This window comes from Rhizorhabdus wittichii (assembly GCF_017607425.1).
GTDB classification, from domain to species: Bacteria; Pseudomonadota; Alphaproteobacteria; order Sphingomonadales; family Sphingomonadaceae; genus Rhizorhabdus; species Rhizorhabdus wittichii.
The window spans coordinates 1,851,730-1,866,657 of record NZ_CP059319.1; the positions used below are offsets into that span (position 1 = coordinate 1,851,730).

General features: G+C 64.5%; 12 protein-coding genes and 1 tRNA gene. 6 read left to right on the forward strand and 7 right to left on the reverse strand.

Translation table 11 applies throughout. The features are described 5' to 3' along the window. Nucleotides 1-54 precede the first annotated feature (54 nt). From HRJ34_RS08730 to HRJ34_RS08750, 5 genes are all read left to right on the forward strand, one after another. On the forward strand, nt 55-729 hold the full coding sequence (locus tag HRJ34_RS08730; protein WP_016746421.1) for a helix-turn-helix domain-containing protein: 675 nt from the start codon (nt 55-57) through the stop codon (nt 727-729). A 140-nt stretch (nt 730-869) separates the two neighbouring features. Further along, the gene (locus HRJ34_RS08735; RefSeq protein WP_012050783.1) at nt 870-1,865 is read left to right on the forward strand and encodes a dipeptide epimerase; all 996 of its coding nucleotides are present in this window, start codon (nt 870-872) and stop codon (nt 1,863-1,865) included. A gap of 223 nt (nt 1,866-2,088) precedes the next feature. Then, entirely contained in the window at nt 2,089-3,741 is a 1,653-nt protein-coding gene (locus HRJ34_RS08740) for an ATP-dependent acyl-CoA ligase (protein ID WP_208633878.1), read from the forward strand. Further along, nucleotides 3,738-4,910 (forward strand): thiolase family protein, encoded by a 1,173-nt coding sequence (locus HRJ34_RS08745; RefSeq protein ID WP_226949114.1) that lies wholly within the window; start codon nt 3,738-3,740, stop codon nt 4,908-4,910. Before HRJ34_RS08740 ends, HRJ34_RS08745 begins: the two co-directional genes overlap by 4 nt. Then, entirely contained in the window at nt 4,907-5,236 is a 330-nt protein-coding gene (locus HRJ34_RS08750; RefSeq protein WP_208633880.1) for a Zn-ribbon domain-containing OB-fold protein, read from the forward strand. Before HRJ34_RS08745 ends, HRJ34_RS08750 begins: the two co-directional genes overlap by 4 nt. Nucleotides 5,237-5,407: 171 nt before the next feature. On the opposite strand, the gene HRJ34_RS08755 is transcribed toward HRJ34_RS08750, so the two are convergent. From HRJ34_RS08755 to HRJ34_RS08785, 7 genes are all read right to left on the reverse strand, one after another. Next, on the reverse strand, nt 5,408-8,620 hold the full coding sequence (locus tag HRJ34_RS08755) for a type ISP restriction/modification enzyme (RefSeq protein WP_208633881.1): 3,213 nt from the start codon (nt 8,618-8,620) through the stop codon (nt 5,408-5,410). Nucleotides 8,621-8,660: 40 nt separating this feature from the next. Then, entirely contained in the window at nt 8,661-9,788 is a 1,128-nt protein-coding gene (locus tag HRJ34_RS08760) for a tyrosine-type recombinase/integrase (RefSeq protein WP_047165395.1), read from the reverse strand. Between the two features lie 2 nt (nt 9,789-9,790). Continuing rightward, complete coding sequence (locus HRJ34_RS08765) at nt 9,791-10,270, reverse strand: helix-turn-helix domain-containing protein (RefSeq protein ID WP_053000035.1); 480 nt, start codon at nt 10,268-10,270, stop codon at nt 9,791-9,793. A gap of 5 nt (nt 10,271-10,275) precedes the next feature. Further along, on the reverse strand, nt 10,276-10,443 hold the full coding sequence (locus tag HRJ34_RS08770; protein WP_047165396.1) for a helix-turn-helix domain-containing protein: 168 nt from the start codon (nt 10,441-10,443) through the stop codon (nt 10,276-10,278). A 165-nt stretch (nt 10,444-10,608) separates the two neighbouring features. After that, a complete protein-coding gene (locus HRJ34_RS08775) occupies nt 10,609-11,799 on the reverse strand; it encodes a hypothetical protein (RefSeq protein WP_208633882.1) in 1,191 nt (396 codons plus the stop codon). Nucleotides 11,800-11,859: 60 nt separating this feature from the next. Beyond that, on the reverse strand, nt 11,860-13,110 hold the full coding sequence (locus HRJ34_RS08780; RefSeq protein ID WP_047165398.1) for a tyrosine-type recombinase/integrase: 1,251 nt from the start codon (nt 13,108-13,110) through the stop codon (nt 11,860-11,862). 166 nt (nt 13,111-13,276) lie between these two features. Then, nucleotides 13,277-13,352 (reverse strand) — tRNA-Thr (locus HRJ34_RS08785). 168 nt (nt 13,353-13,520) lie between these two features. Between HRJ34_RS08785 and HRJ34_RS08790 the strand changes: the two genes are divergently transcribed. Next, nucleotides 13,521-14,744: a PAS domain-containing protein gene (locus tag HRJ34_RS08790; RefSeq protein WP_208633883.1), complete on the forward strand. Its 1,224-nt coding sequence runs from the start codon at nt 13,521-13,523 to the stop codon at nt 14,742-14,744. Nucleotides 14,745-14,928: the final 184 nt, after the last annotated feature.

Here is a 14,928-nt window from a genome sequence, read left to right on the forward strand (position 1 = left end):
GCGCGGAGCGCTTCCACCTCAGACGATCAGGCTCTAGGGATTTCCCCGGAAACCATGGCAAAAATACCCCGCAACACTTCCCAACCCGGCCCCGCGCTCCGCGCCGCGCGCCTCGACAAGGGGCTGAGCCTGCGCGAGCTCGCCGCCCGGACCGGCCTGCCCTTCTCGACCCTGTCCAAGCTCGAAAACGGCAAGATGGGGATGACCTATGACAGGCTCGTGCTGCTGGCCCAGGCGCTGGGCGTCGAGATCGGCAAGCTCTTCTCCACCGCCGCGCCCGACGAGCCCGCCCGCGGCGCGGTCGGCCGGCGAAGCATCATCCGGGCGGGGGAATGGCCCGAATCGAGTTCGGAGCGCTATCGTCACCATTATCTGGCGGCCGATCTGCTCGACAAGATGATGGTCCCGATGATCATCGAGGTGGAGGCCCGCACCCTGGAGGAATATCGCGGGATCGCCCGGCACGAGGGCGAGGAATATCTGTACGTCCTGTGCGGCGCGATGGAGCTGCACTCCGACCTTTACGCGCCGCTGCGCCTCGAACAGGGCGACTCGATCTATTTCGACAGCGGCATGGCGCATGCCTATGTCCGCGTCAGCGACGGCCCCTGCCGGCTGCTGTCGATCTGCGCCGGCGCCGGGATACAGCGCTTCGTCGAAACCGCCAATCATCGCTGGGACAAGGCCCCGCCCGGCGAGGCGGATGCGGGCGACGGCCCGGACGGATGATCATTTCTGATATGGCATATTGTTTCTAATATTGAAACATCGTCATGGCTGTGCGATGTCGCGGTCATGTCCACGACCATGCACAGCCCGCCGCCGGCGGCCTCCGCCCTTTCCCGCCGCCCGATCCCGGGAACGCCCCGATGAGCCGGCGGGTCCTGACCCATAAGCGGATCGAGAACCGGATGCGCGAGCCCTTCCGGATCGCCGGCTATCAGTTCGATTCGATGCCTTCGGTCGTCGCCTCGATCGAGCAGGACGGTGTGGCAGGGCGCGGCGAGGCGGCGGGCGTCTATTATCTCCACGACGATCCGGCCCATATGGCCGCCGAGATCGAGCGGGTCCGCGATGCGATCGAGGCCGGGGCCGGCCGCGCCGAACTGCAGGAACTCCTCCCCCCGGGCGGCGCCCGCAATGCCCTCGACTGCGCGCTCTGGGACCTGGAGGCGCGGTTGACCGGCCAGCCGGTCTGGCGGATCGCCGGGCTCGACGCCGCGCGTCCGCTCGTCACGACATTCACCCTTCCCGCGGATACGCCCGAGGAGATCCTCGACCGGCTCGCCGGCTTTCCGCCGGTCGAGGCGATCAAACTGAAGCTGGACGGCGACCTGCCGGCCGACATCGCGCGGATGCGGGCGGTGCGGCGAGCCCGCCCCGACGTGTGGCTGGGGGTCGACGCCAATCAGGGCTATTCGGCCGAATCGTTCGAGGCGTTGGCAGCCGCCCTGGTGGAGGCGGGAGTCGCGCTGCTCGAACAGCCGGTCCGCCGCGGCGAGGAGGCGCAGCTCGACGGCTGGCGCTGCCCGATCCCCGTCGCCGCCGACGAGAGCATCCTCGACTGCGTCGAGCTCGACCGGCATCGCCATCGCTTCGACGTCGTCAACATCAAGCTCGACAAGTGCGGCGGACTGACCGAGGCGCTGCGGATGGTCGACCTCGCCCGACGGATCGGGGTCAGGCTGATGGTCGGCAACATGGCCGGATCCAGCCTCGCCATGGCGCCCGCCTTCGTGGTCGGGCAGTATTGCGAGATCGTCGATCTGGACGGCGCATGGTTCCTGTCGGAAGACACCGTGGCCGCCGCGATGTACGACGCCGGAACCTGCCGCGTTCCGCAGGGTTTCTGGGGCGGCCTCTAGACCTTGAAGAGAGCCTGATTCACGTCATCGGCGGAAGCGCGGGGCGCTTCCGCCTCAAATGATCAGGCTCCGGGAGGGCTCCGAACGCCCCCCCGCCATGGGGCATAATCGGGAAAGTCAGCGATGATTGGCAGATCGAATTCATTTTAAGCTTGAACCATTCACGGCGCCATGCAAGCCTGCCCCACGATCGCCCTATGCCTTGCCTTTCCGGGATGCCCAAATGCCTGTTCATGAAGACGCCGCGCAGCCTGTCATGGCGGGTAGCGAGGTTCTTGCCGATCGATCGATCCCCGCCCTGCTAACGCGGCGGGCGGCGCTGGGCGACAAGCCTCTGGTCATCTTCGGCGACACGCGCTTCGGCTATGCCGAGATGGCGGCGCGCGCGGCGGCGGCGGGCGCGCTGCTGCGCGATGCCGGCGTGGCGCGGGGCGACCGGGTCGCGATCTTCTGCGGCAACCGGATCGCCTTTCTCGACCTGTTCCTCGGCTGCGCCTGGATCGGCGCGGTGGCGGTGCCGATCAACCATTTCGCGCGCGGGCCGCAACTCCAGCACATATTGGGCAACAGCGGCGCGCGCCTGATCGCCGCCGATGCCGACGGCGCCGCCGCGCTCGACCATGTCGATCCCTCCGCGCTGGCGCTGACCGAGGTCTGGCTGCTCGACGGCGAGGATAGCCCGCCCCCCGCCGCCGGCCATTGGCCCGCATCCTGGAAGGTCGGCCCGATGCCGCCGCTCGGTGCCGGTATCGACAGCGCCGCGCCGCGCCCCGGCGACATGGCCGCGATCATCTACACATCGGGCACCACCGGCCCCTCCAAGGGGGTCTGCTGCCCGCATGCGCAATTCTACTGGTGGGGCGCCCATTCGGTCGACCTGCTGGAGATCGAGGCGCGCGACGTGCTGCTGACCACCCTGCCCCTGTTCCACGTCAACGCGCTCGCCACCTTCTTCTCGGCGCTGCTCAGCGGCGCGACGCTCGTCGTCCTCGACCGCTTCTCGGCGAGCGGCTTCACCGACGCGCTGCGCAAGCACCGGGCGACCGTCACCTATCTGCTCGGCGCGATGGTCTCGATCCTGCAGTCGACCCCGCCGTCCGACCGCGACAACGACCATCCGACGACGCGCGCGCTGGCCCCCGGCGTCTCGGCCGCGCTCGCCGCCGACTTCCGCGCGCGCTTCGGCATCGGCGCTGTCGACGGCTATGGATCGACCGAGACCAATTTCGTCATCGGCGACCGGCTGGCCGACCAGAAGCCGGGCAGCATGGGTCGCGTCCGTCCCGGCTTCACGGCGCGCGTGGTCGACGAGGAGGACAATGAGCTGCCGCCGGGCGTGCCGGGCGAACTGGTCGTGCGCGCCGATGAGCCCTTCGCGATGGCGACCGGCTATTTCGAGATGGCGTCGGCGACCGTCGCCGCCTGGCGCAACCTGTGGCTCCACACCGGCGACCGCGTCGTCCGCAACGCCGACGGCCGCTTCACCTTCATGGACCGGATCAAGGACGCGATCCGGCGGCGCGGCGAGAACATCTCCGCCTATGAGGTCGAGCAGGTGCTGGCGAGCCATCCGGCGGTCGCCCAGGCCGCGGTCTTCCCGGTCCGTTCCGAGCTGACCGAGGACGAGGTGATGGCGGCGGTGGTGCTGAAAGAAGGGATGGCCCTCGATCCGGTCGCGCTGCTCGATTATTGCAAGCCGCGGATGAGCTATTTCTCGGTGCCGCGCTATGTGCTGTTCGCGGACCGGCTGCCGATGACGGAGAATGGCAAGGTGCAGAAATACCGGCTGCGCGAGATCGGGGTGACGCCCGAGACATGGGACCGGGAGGCGGCCGGCTACACCGTCGGTCGCGGCGGCGGGGCGCGGCGCGCGTGACCCTGCCGCGCGGCTATGACGGGGTCGCGATCGCCTGTCCGGTCACGGTCCGTTATGCGCGGCACAGCGACCGCTCGGCCCATTGGCACATCGGCACGGCGCTGCGCGAGCTGATCGCGCAGGCGGGGATCGCCAAGGCGGAGGTCGACGGCCTCGCCGCTTCCTCCTTCACCCTCGGCCCCGACACCAGCATCGCGCTGACCGAGCATTTCGGCCTGTCGCCGCGCTGGCTCGACTGGATTCCGACCGGCGGCGCGAGCGGGGTGATGGCGCTGCGCCGTGCGGCACGGGCGGTGCAGGCCGGCGACGCCTCGGTGGTCGCCTGCATCGGCGGCGACACGGCCGATGCCGGCGCGTTCGGCGATCTGGTGCGCAATTTCAGCCGCTTCTCGCGCGAGGCGGTCTATCCCTATGGCGCGACCGGCCCGAACGGCGTCTTCGCGCTGATCACCGACCATTATATGCAGACCCATGGCGCCGAACGCGCCGATTTCGGCCGGGTCGTCGTCGCCCAGCGCGGCAACGCCCGCGCCAACCCCAACGCTTTGCTCGGCGCCAAGCCGCTGACGATCGACGACTATCTCGCCGCGCCGCCGGTCGCGACGCCGCTCCATCTGTTCGACTGCGTGATGCCGTGCGCCGGGGCCGAGGGCTTCCTGGTGATGACGGTCGAGCGCGCTCGCCGGCTGGGGCTGCCTTATGCGGTGATCCGCGGGGCGATCGAGCGGCACGACGCCTATGCCGACGACCCGATCGCCGAGCGCGGCGGCTGGGCGATGGACCGCGACACGCTCTACGCCCAGGCCGGCCTTGGGCCCGAGGATATCGACTGCCTCCAGGTCTATGACGATTATCCGGTGATCGTCCTCCAGCAGATCGAGGACCTCGGCTTCTGCGCCAAGGGCGAGGGCGCGGCCTTCGTCCGCCGCCACGACCTCGGCGTCGGCGGCGACTTTCCGGTCAACAGTTGCGGCGGCCAGCTCGGCTGCGGCCAGGCCGGGGCGGCGGGCGGCTTCCTGCCGGTGGTCGAGGCGCTGCGCCAGGTGGTCCGCCGGCCGATCGGAGCGCAGCTGCCCGATGCGCGGATCGCGCTGGCGAGCGGTTACGGCATGGTCACCTTCGACCGCTGCCTCGCCACCGCCGCGGCGATCCTGGAGGGGCGGCCATGACCATATCGTTGCAGCGCTGCGCCGACTGCGGGACCTGGCAATATCCGCGCCGCGACGTCTGCCGATCCTGCCTGTCCGACGCGCTGGCGCAGGCCGACCATCCCGGCACCGGCCGGCTGCTCGCGACCAGCGCGCTCCACCGCTCGCTCGACCCCGACCTCGCCGCGCGGCTGCCGCTGCGGATCGGAACGGTCCTGCTCGACGCCGCCCCCCACCTGATCTGCTTCGTCGCCGACGGCCTCGCCCCTGGTGAGCGCGTCGCCGTCGAGACGAACGACGCCGGTCTGTGGAACGCGCGCTCTCTCGGTGATCGCGACGGAAAGTAAGCAATTTCGGATTGAGGTGGTGCGCTTACAGGACTCACATCTGTCCTATAAATATCTGATCTAGCTTATTAATTTAACGACGTTATGGAAAACGGCCCCCAATATGGCCCCCACCCATATCACACTGGCATGAGTTTTTTGTTATTTTCGAGCATAGGCGGCATAGAATATCTAGACCGCTGGCAGTTCGATTTCGCGCATGATACGGTCGGTTTCGACGAGAGTTTTGATGATGCGCTGGTAGTGGCGGATGTCGTCATAGGTCAGGGCGCGGCCCTTGCGGTCTTTCAGCCACTTTTGCGCGGGCTGATAGCCGCCGATGTGGAAGTCCCACGCAATCGCGGGCACGCCGTCGAAATACTGGTCGGCGTTGATCCAGACTTGGCCGTTCTCATATCGCGGCTTGCCCACCGTGCTGTCGCCGTCTCCATGGAAGGGGTACGGTGTCGCACCTATGACGGCATCTTCCATTAGGTGCAGGCGGCGCAAGGCTTCACCTGTCTCGCTGATCGCGCGGAAACTTTCCGGGCTGGCGGGGAAGGGAATGCGGGGGAAGTCGATTTTCAGGAATTCGGCATAGCGCGTACGGTAGGCGGGGCTGTGCAGCACGCCATAGATGTAATCGAAAACCTTGACCTCATCGGGGCGGGCATCGCCAGTGGCAAGGCGAAAAGCGTCGGTGCCATCGGGCGTGGCCAGTGGGCCGGTGAGGCCAGCCGCCTTGCGGATTTGGGCGAATAGCTTGGGATCGAAATTGACGCGGATGGTCTGATCCAGCGTGCCTTCCTCAGGATAGAGGTAGAGGGGCAACCCGTAACCGCGTTCCTTTGTCCGGTTGGAAACAAACGAATCGTCCACAAGGCCTGCGGATATGAAAACATGTTCCCAAGTATTGACGGCGCTTTGGCGGCAAGTCACCAGTGCCAAGTTTCCGACGTCGCGCATATGATGGCTAAAGCGTTCGCGCCGATGAACAGCAACATTAGGTTCGTATATCGTCTGGCGGATATCGAATGGTCTGTAGGTGATCGGCACGGCGGCATTTCGCCACGCGCCATTGGCCAGTGCTGACTTAGCAGCGTCGTAATTCCATTGGCTCTGCGTACACAGTCGAAATTGCCGACGTGCATCGGTTTCGCTTGCGGTCGCAAGCAGCCGTTCCACTTTCTCGGCAGCTTCGGACGCCGTCCACGAAATGGCAAACTCATCGTGCGTGGTGACGATACCGGGCGCGGGACGTCCGTTAAGGGAAAACAGGTCGGCCACCGAAAAACCCGCCTGATAGACCGCTTCTAAAGCCTTGTCGGTCGGCTTGAAGCGCCACGGCGGCAGTTCGGGCGAAACATCATTCGCGATCAGTGTTGCGGGCGAACCCTCCCACAGGTTCTGATATTTGCTGTCGCGACTGCCCCATAGATCGCCGTGGTAGACCGTCGCTAACGGTTTATCATCTCTCCGGTCAGATCGATGCTTCACCGCGACAATGATGGCCACGCCCTGCATAATATCGAACACATTGCGATCAGGCGAACCGTCCGGGCTAACATCTTTCTTTTTGGCGTTGCCGTGCAAGTCCAGCACATAGATGCGGTCGAACGTCTGGCGCAGGTGCTGGCGCATATCGAGAAATGTCGGATTGTCGAGATAGCCGTGGTTGGTGATGAACCCCAGCACGCCTTCGCCGTTCTTTTCGATCATGTGTTCGGCGAAGCGAACGAACTTCACGTAGTCGTCCGATAGCCATTTAGCCTGCGCCGGACGCTTCAATTCCGGGCTGACCTTGTAATCGGCCATCAGCCCTTCGATCCAAGCGCCCTTGTTGGATGAATGGCCCGAATAGGGCGGATTGCCGATTACGCACATGATGGGCGTCTGCCGCTTGATGTCACTGGCGGCCTTGGCCTCGTTCGCAATGGCGCGGGACAGGCCAAAAAGGGTCTGTTCCACCCGTTCGCCTTCCTCAAGGCTGTTGGTCAGGTAAACGCCAAGGCGCGGCGGCGTGGCCGATGGCTTGTAGCCCAGCCGGGTCAGGATCATGTCCAGCTTCATGTGGCACATGGCATAGCTGGCCATCAGCAACTCGAACCCGTGCAGGCGAGGGATCAGGTCGCGCTCGATATAGGCCGATAGCTGGCCGGGGGCGACGCCCTTGATCCGTTCGGAAACCAGCTTCACCACTTCGGCCAGAAAGGTGCCGGTGCCGGTTGCCGGGTCCAGAATCTGGACGCGGTGGACTTCCTTCTTGATATGCGCGGGCTTGCCGGTCTTGGGGTCGTTCTGGCCGGTGTCCCAATCAATGGTGATCTTGCTGGTATCGGCCAAGCCATCGGCCAGCCCGAATTCCGTTTTCAGCACCTCGTCCACCGCGCGCACGATGAAATTCACTACGGGTTCGGGCGTATACCACACCCCCCGCGCCTTGCGCTTGGCCGGGTTATATTCGGCCAGAAAGTCCTCATAGAAATGCAGGAACGGGTCTTGTCGCGCGGTGATCTTGCCGAAATTGCGAAGCACCCGGTCCATGTCGGTGGAGCAGAACACATGGCACAGTTCATCGATCACGCGGCGCAGGCGGTCGTCCAAGTTTGGACCGGCGATGTAGATGAACAGTTCGCGCAGGAAAGGGTTGGTCTTGGGCAACAGGTCCAGTGCCTCGGCACGGGTGAACGTGTCGGGCGTTTCGTCATGCAGGCGCGCGGCGAACAGGCCATAGGCGATGGTTTCGGCGTATATGTCGGCAAATTCCTCCACGGTGATGTCGTGGATCAGGCTGGCTTTGAACGCCTCGTACTGACCGATCAGGTCAGTTGCCGTGCCGGTGGCATCGCGCGCCTTCATGTCTGCCACAAGGGCGCGGCCCATGATGTCCTTTATGATCGCCGCCTTGCCCGCCATCATCGCAGCCAGCTTGGCCGACGAAGTGACGCTCAGCGGAGTAACTTGCGCGAAGTCGCGCAGCCGGTTTTCCAGAAGCGGGAAGCTTTCGGCCCGCGCAGGCAACGTCGGGATCAGGTCGGCAATGGTGATGAAATCCACCGATTCGCCATCGCGGATGAATTCAAAGTCCAGCCCGTTGGTGTAGATCAGGTTGGGTAGGCCCTTCTTGTAGCGTTCCTTCTGGGCTTTGCTGTAGTCGGTGGCGACGAATTTCCGCACATCCTTGCCGATATCCTTCGCCTCGCACCAGCCGATGGCAACATCGCCACGGTTAAATACGAAATCCGGCGCGCCCACGTCGGTAAGGTGCTTGGGCTCATTGATGACGGTCAGCGCAGGGTCGATGGAACCAAACAATTTGGCCAAGGCGGGGCGGAAACTGTGTTCGGTTGACTGCCCACTGGCATAGAGCGCGCGAATTTCACTTATGTAACCCTGAATATCCATCGCGCCAGCTTTCCCCCTCGACAGGAGAGAGGTAGCGGCATCAGCCCCCAGCCGACAAGGCGGGGATTGATGCATTTTCGACCAACTTGGCGATAGCCTCCATCAAGGCGGCCTGATCAAGAGCCGGCGCTCCACCCGTCAGCCTAACATCGGCCCCGCCACTGATCAGTTCCCCCTGTCGATGCGGCGGCACGGTGCCGTAACTGGTGAAGGTCGTCAGCACGTCGGCATGGCCCAGATTCTGCGACCACGCCTTCATCTGTTCGGGCGTCAGGGGTTGCTTCATCGCATGGTGCACCAGCATGTCACGGAAACTGTGCGGATTATAATAGGGCAGACCCGCCGCCGCGAACGCCCGGCGGAATATTGCCCGGATCGGTTCACTGGTGGCCCAGCCGCGCCGCTCCAGCCCAGCCGGCACGAATCCGCCATTCTCTCCGATCGCCATGCGCGTCGCAGGGAACAACGGATCGGCTGCCCCCCAAAAATGATCGCGGGCCAGTTCCTCGATCCAGCCGGTGACGATCGGCAGAGCTTCCGTGATCGTCGGCATGAAATAGGTGCGGAAGGTCTTGCCGAATTTGGTCTGCACAACGCGGGCATCCTGATCGACAAAGCCACCCGCCAGATCGACATGGCGCAACTGCAGGCTTGCCAGCGCCCCGACACGCGCCGCCGTGATCGCGGCAAAGGCGATTAGCGCTCTGTCCCGCCGGTCCAGCACGGTCGCGGCTGGCATGCTCACCAGAACGTGCCGCACCTGCTCCAGCGTCGGCACCTTCTTTTCGCGTCTCGCGCGAGCAATGGCGGCGTCCTTTTCGCTCAGATTGAAATAGTCGGCATCAGCCCATGCAATATGACGACGGAAGCCGGGCTCGCGTGACAGCCATTCGAAAAAGGCTTTCAGATGACGCAACGTCGAATGGACCGTTGCCTTGCTCAGCTTTTCGCCCGATCGCTGGCCATGCGCATTCGCTAGCCTCCGCTTGAACGCCATGGCCTGTTCGCGATGGAAACGGCGGAAATCCTTCGCGCCGGCGGTTTCCTCGAACCGCGCCAACGCCTTCGCCACCGCGTCAATCGTCGCTTCGTCGCGCCCGCGCGCGTCGCGCAGATACCGGAAATAGTCGCGCTTGATCCGTGCGTTCGAAGCATTGGGTTTCGCCATGATCAGCCCTTTCCTTCTTCATCACAATTCAGGGAGGCATCGGGCCGCCCACTTAATCGCGGCAGGGCATTCGTGAACCGGACGGCCAGTCCGGGCATGATCTTCGCCAGATCGGCCTTGCGCGCCCGGCGATGCATCGGGGCTTCGCAGTTTTCGCACAGCGCTCGCAGATCGCCGCTATCTGCTTTGAGCGGGACATAATCGACCATATCCAAAGCGGGCCGGCGCGCCTCGCGACAGCGGAGGCAATAGAGTGTGCCAGGCAGGCAGGGCCGCTTGCGGCCGGCGTTGCGCTCGATCAGGAAGGCCCGCACCGTACCGCCGTGGAACAGCAGCGGCCGGCCCTTGTCGATCGGCTGAAGCCCCTGCCGTTGCCAGTGCCGCACGGTGTTCTTGTGCACATCGCAACAGGCGGCCAGTTCCGGCACGCTGTAACTATGGTGCAGCTTCACACGATAGGGGTTGGGCCGACGGACGGCCATCGCCCCTATTCCTGCTCCGCCACCAGCCGGCGGATCGAATCCGTCTTGATCAGCGTGCGCCGGCCTAGCTTGATCGCCTCCAGCCGGTTTTCACGAATCAACGCGTAAATGGACGTGCGACCCAGGTTCAACGCCTTGGCGGCCCCGTTGATGGACGTGAGAATTGCTTCCATGTCGAAATCTCCTGCCGTTGTTCGCCAGTGTCCCGGCGAATGCAGGCGGATTGTCGCGGCAAGGAATTGCGCGGTCGATTTCGGCGTGAATTACGCGGACGAATTCCGCCTGATCGGCAGAAAACGGGGCATTATGGCGATACAAATTGCGCGGTGCTCAGCGGTTCAACTCGTCGGGGCCGATGGCTTCGGGCCAGACTTGCGTCCGGCGGTAGCTTTGCGGACAGCATCTCTCGATATCGAGTTCCGGGGATAGGCGGCGCGCGCCGCTGCCAACAACGCGGTTTGGCTCAGACGATCCGCGGCAGTGCCGAGAGTTGCCAACCATTGTGTTAGCTTGGCGTCCGGTAATCGTTTCAGAACCGGTGCCGATTTTCTCTCGGCTTTCGCGGCGAGCTTTGGAAAGCGCGCGATCAGGTCACTGCGGTTTACCAATACATCCCGGTACATGTCGCGGCGCGCCGACCGATCTAGGATCTCGATCTTCGTCGGACTGACTTTGGTAGTCAGGCCCCTGCCATAGCGAAGGGAATTCGTGGGGACGTCAAACTGACGGTAGTCGATCGCCCGGATTGGCGGGATCGGCTCGGTAAGAACATCATCGCCGCAAACGATATTTTGGACGTGCTTCCCTATGCAGCGTACTTTTTCGGCTGCAACGGCATCCGCGAAACTTTCGACGGCATCCGCCAATTTCGCTTCGGCAACGGCCGTGCTGTCCAACAAATTTCCCGCAACTAACGCCTCCCAAAGGCCATAGGCGTTGAGCGAGATTCCAAAGGCGAGCCATGAAAGAGCCTCAGCCAGATCGACATAAGGACGGTCCGGCAACGGACGATGCTTCACGGATGCAGGAGGTTTCTCCATCCCCTCGATAGGCTGATCAATCGGGGGCGGAAGATTCAGCAGATCACTGCGGAGCCAGCGCGCAAAGGGCTCGCGCTTCAAGTAGCAGGGTTCGGCACTCCATCGGGGCCAGGGATCGGGCAAGAGCATGTCGAGCGGCAGACGGCTTTCACTCCACGCGTAGGATACGCTCTGATCGTTTGACCACGCCCATGTAGGAATGTCGCATTTATCCCCACCGTCGAGAAAGGCGGCTTGAAGCGCTCCAGCCGCAAGCGCATGTTGAAGGTGGCGTTGAGCCCGCCGGATAGCCTTGCGGCTCCGAATGAAGCCAGTTTCGTCGCTCCGGCAGAACGCTTCAATGTCAGCTTGATCTGGAGACCATCCCGGATAGGGATCGTCGTGATCTGGTCCCCGCAACAGCAATCGCTTTGTCACTCGCAACGCCCGACGCGTTGGAATCAATCCCTCAACTCGTCCCGTCCGATATTTCAAGCTGTAGTTCGCCATCACACGAACATTCACAGCAGATGCAACCGCCAATCAAGAGGATGTGCACTCCGATAGCGATCACCCGGACGACGATGGTCTGAACGGCACGATCTCAGCGCCCTTGCGCAATAGGTCCAGATGATCAGCCCACCATTGCGCCATCTCGACCCGCTCAGCCCAATGCGCGCCGCGATGATAGGCCGCGCGGATGCCATCCTTGTCCTTGTGCGCCAGCGCCCGTTCGATCGCGTCGGGCGACCATTTGCCCGATTCGTTCAGCAAGGTACTGGCCATCGCCCTGAAGCCGTGCGCCGTCATTTCGTCCCCGGTAAACCCCAGCCGGCGCAGGGCGGCGTTGACGGTGTTCTCAGACATAGGCCGGGCGGGTGTCCGGACCGACGGAAACACATATCGCCCGCCGGCCGTCATCACCGCCGCTTCGCGGATCAGCGCGATGGCCTGTTCCGACAGCGGGACGGCATGCTCGCGCCGAGCTTTCATCTTTGTGGCCGGGATAGTCCACAGGGCGGCGTCCAGATCGAATTCGCTCCATTCGGCGCGGCGTAGTTCGCCGGGGCGCACGAACAGCAGCGCCGACAGCTTCAGCGCAATCAACGTCAGCGGATGTCCCTCATAGCCATCGATCGCCCGCAACAGTTCGCCCGCCTTCTTCGCATCCAAAATGGCAGCGAGATGCTTGGGCTTCCGGCTTACCAGCGCCCCGCGCAGATCGCGCGTCGGATCGGACGGAGCCATCTGGCAGGCGACGGCATAACGGAACACCTGCCCGACAAATTGCAGCGTGCGATGCGCCTTCTCGTCATTCTTCGCTGCTTCGTATGGGCGGACGGCCTCCAAGATCTCAAACGGCTGGATATCCGCGATCGGCCGGCTGCCCAGCGACTTCTCGACCAGCCGGAGAAACCATTCGCGCTTGGTTACGGTTGCTTCCGCCAGCCCGTCACGTCGGTTCTTGGCGATGTAGAGCTTGGCGAGCGCGCTGAAGCTGTTCGCGGCATTGACTTTCGCCGCATATGTATCGCGCCGCTTCTGCTCAGCCGGATCGATGCCCTTGGCGAGAAGCCGCCGCGCCGCGTCGCGCGCATCGCGGGCATCTTTCAACCCGATCGCCGGAAATGCCCCTAGCGCCAGTTTCTTCTCGATGCGCTTCGGCTGGCCGGAGTCGTCACGCCCGTCGATGCGGTACTTCATTCGCCACAACATCCCGCCCGACGGCTGGACCAGCAGGAACAGCCCCTTCTCATCCGCCAATTTATAGGGTTTCGCCTTGGGTTTCGCGTTGCGAAGCGTCGTGATCGTCAGCGCCATTTGGGGGCCACGCCTTTCCAGCCGATTTCAGATGGCCCCCACCGTGGCCCCCAGAATCGCCTGATTGCAGACGAACGCTGACGAGCATTGGCGTTCAAGCCATGCTAGAAAGTCCCATATTTCCTTGAATTTTTCAACCTTTCGCGCATCTTGGCGAACAGGGAAATGGTGCCGCTTACAGGACTCGAACCTGTGACCCCCGCATTACGAATGCGATGCTCTACCAACTGAGCTAAAGCGGCGAACCGAAGCGCGCCTCTAACAGTGGTGACCGGCAGTTTCAAGCGCCCTCGCCGCTATCTTTCACGCCGGCCCGGCGCCCGCGCCTTTACCAATCCTCAACCCGGCCGCGCGCATGATGGTCGATGAGGCGGCGATTCCGGAATCGGCCGCCCTATCGGGGATCGACCATGGAAGATTATCGCTCGTTCATCGCCGAGGATCTCGCCGACTGGGACTTCCCCGTCGCCGACGAGCCCTGCATGGACCTGCCGCCGCTGATCGGCGCGGACGAGCGGCGCATGCATGTGCGCGCCTATGAGACCTGGCTGTCGCTGCTCGATGGTCGCGACTATCCGTCGATCGCCGATCTCGATTCGGAGGCGCTGGGCGAGTTCGGCCCCTATTCGGTGCTGCTCGACTTCGCCGCCGACCGCGCCAATCCGTCGATCGCCTATCTCGGCCGCGCGCTGCGCGAGGAAGGCGAGTTGGGCGCCGAGGTCGCGACCGTCGCCGACGTGCCCGCGCGCGCGCTGCTGTCGCGCCTGACCGCCCATTATGCCGAGATCCTCGACAACCGCGCGCCGGTCGGCTTCGAGGCCGAGTTCGTCAGCCATCGCGGCCAGCCGATGCTCTATCGCGGCATCCTGATGCCCTATTCGTCGGACGGCCGCGCGATCGACCTGGTCCACGGCGTCATCAACTGGAAGGAAACCGCCGAGCAGGCGCTCGCCCCCGACATCGTCCAGGCCGTGACCACCGCCTTCGCCGGCCCGGCCCAGCCGGCGGCCGTGGAGGAGACGCCGGTCGCGGCGCCGGACCAGGAGCAGCCCGACCTCGCCGAGCTGGTCGAGGACGCCCGCGAGCTCGCCAGCGAGGCCCGCGATTGCGAAGGCCGCACCCGCGCCGCGCTCTATCGCGCCATCTCGCTCGCCTATGACGTCGCGCTCGCCGCCGAGGGCGATCCGGCCGGCTTCGCCGCGCTGCTCGCCGAGGCCGGCATCGTGCCGCAGGCGCGCGCGCCGATGACGCCGGTCGTCAAGCTGGTGTTCGGCCGCGACTATGACCGCAAGCGGATCACCGAATTCGCCGCCGTCCTCACCCATGCGCGCCGCCTCTGCCTGGCGGCCGGGATGGTCGAGGGCTGGCTGCCCGGCCTCGCCGGCGGAATCAAGGCGGTGGTCGCCGCCGAACGCGGCGAGCGCCGGCCCGCGCTGAAGGTCGACAAGGCACGCTCGGCGCGGATGATGCTGGGCAGCGCCCCACCGCGCGCGACGGTCGACCTCGGCGCGGTCGAGGACGAGATCGTGCTGCTGATCGCGCGGCGCCAGGACGACGGCCGGCTGGCGATCGTTTCGCGGCCGATCGGCGAACGCGCGCTGGTCGACCGGGCACTGCAACGCTTCAGCGCCTGAGCCGTCGCCGGGCAGGCGAGATTTTCGGGCGGGAGATTTTCCCGCGCCCATACACGCCCACGCGACAATATGGTCGTGACGGATGCGTTCCCGCACGTTCGTTGCAAAGTTCGCGGCCGACGGCACGACCCTTGTGACGCTCCGCGGACGGGTCCATATCGGCTCGGCAATGTCCCAGCCGCGA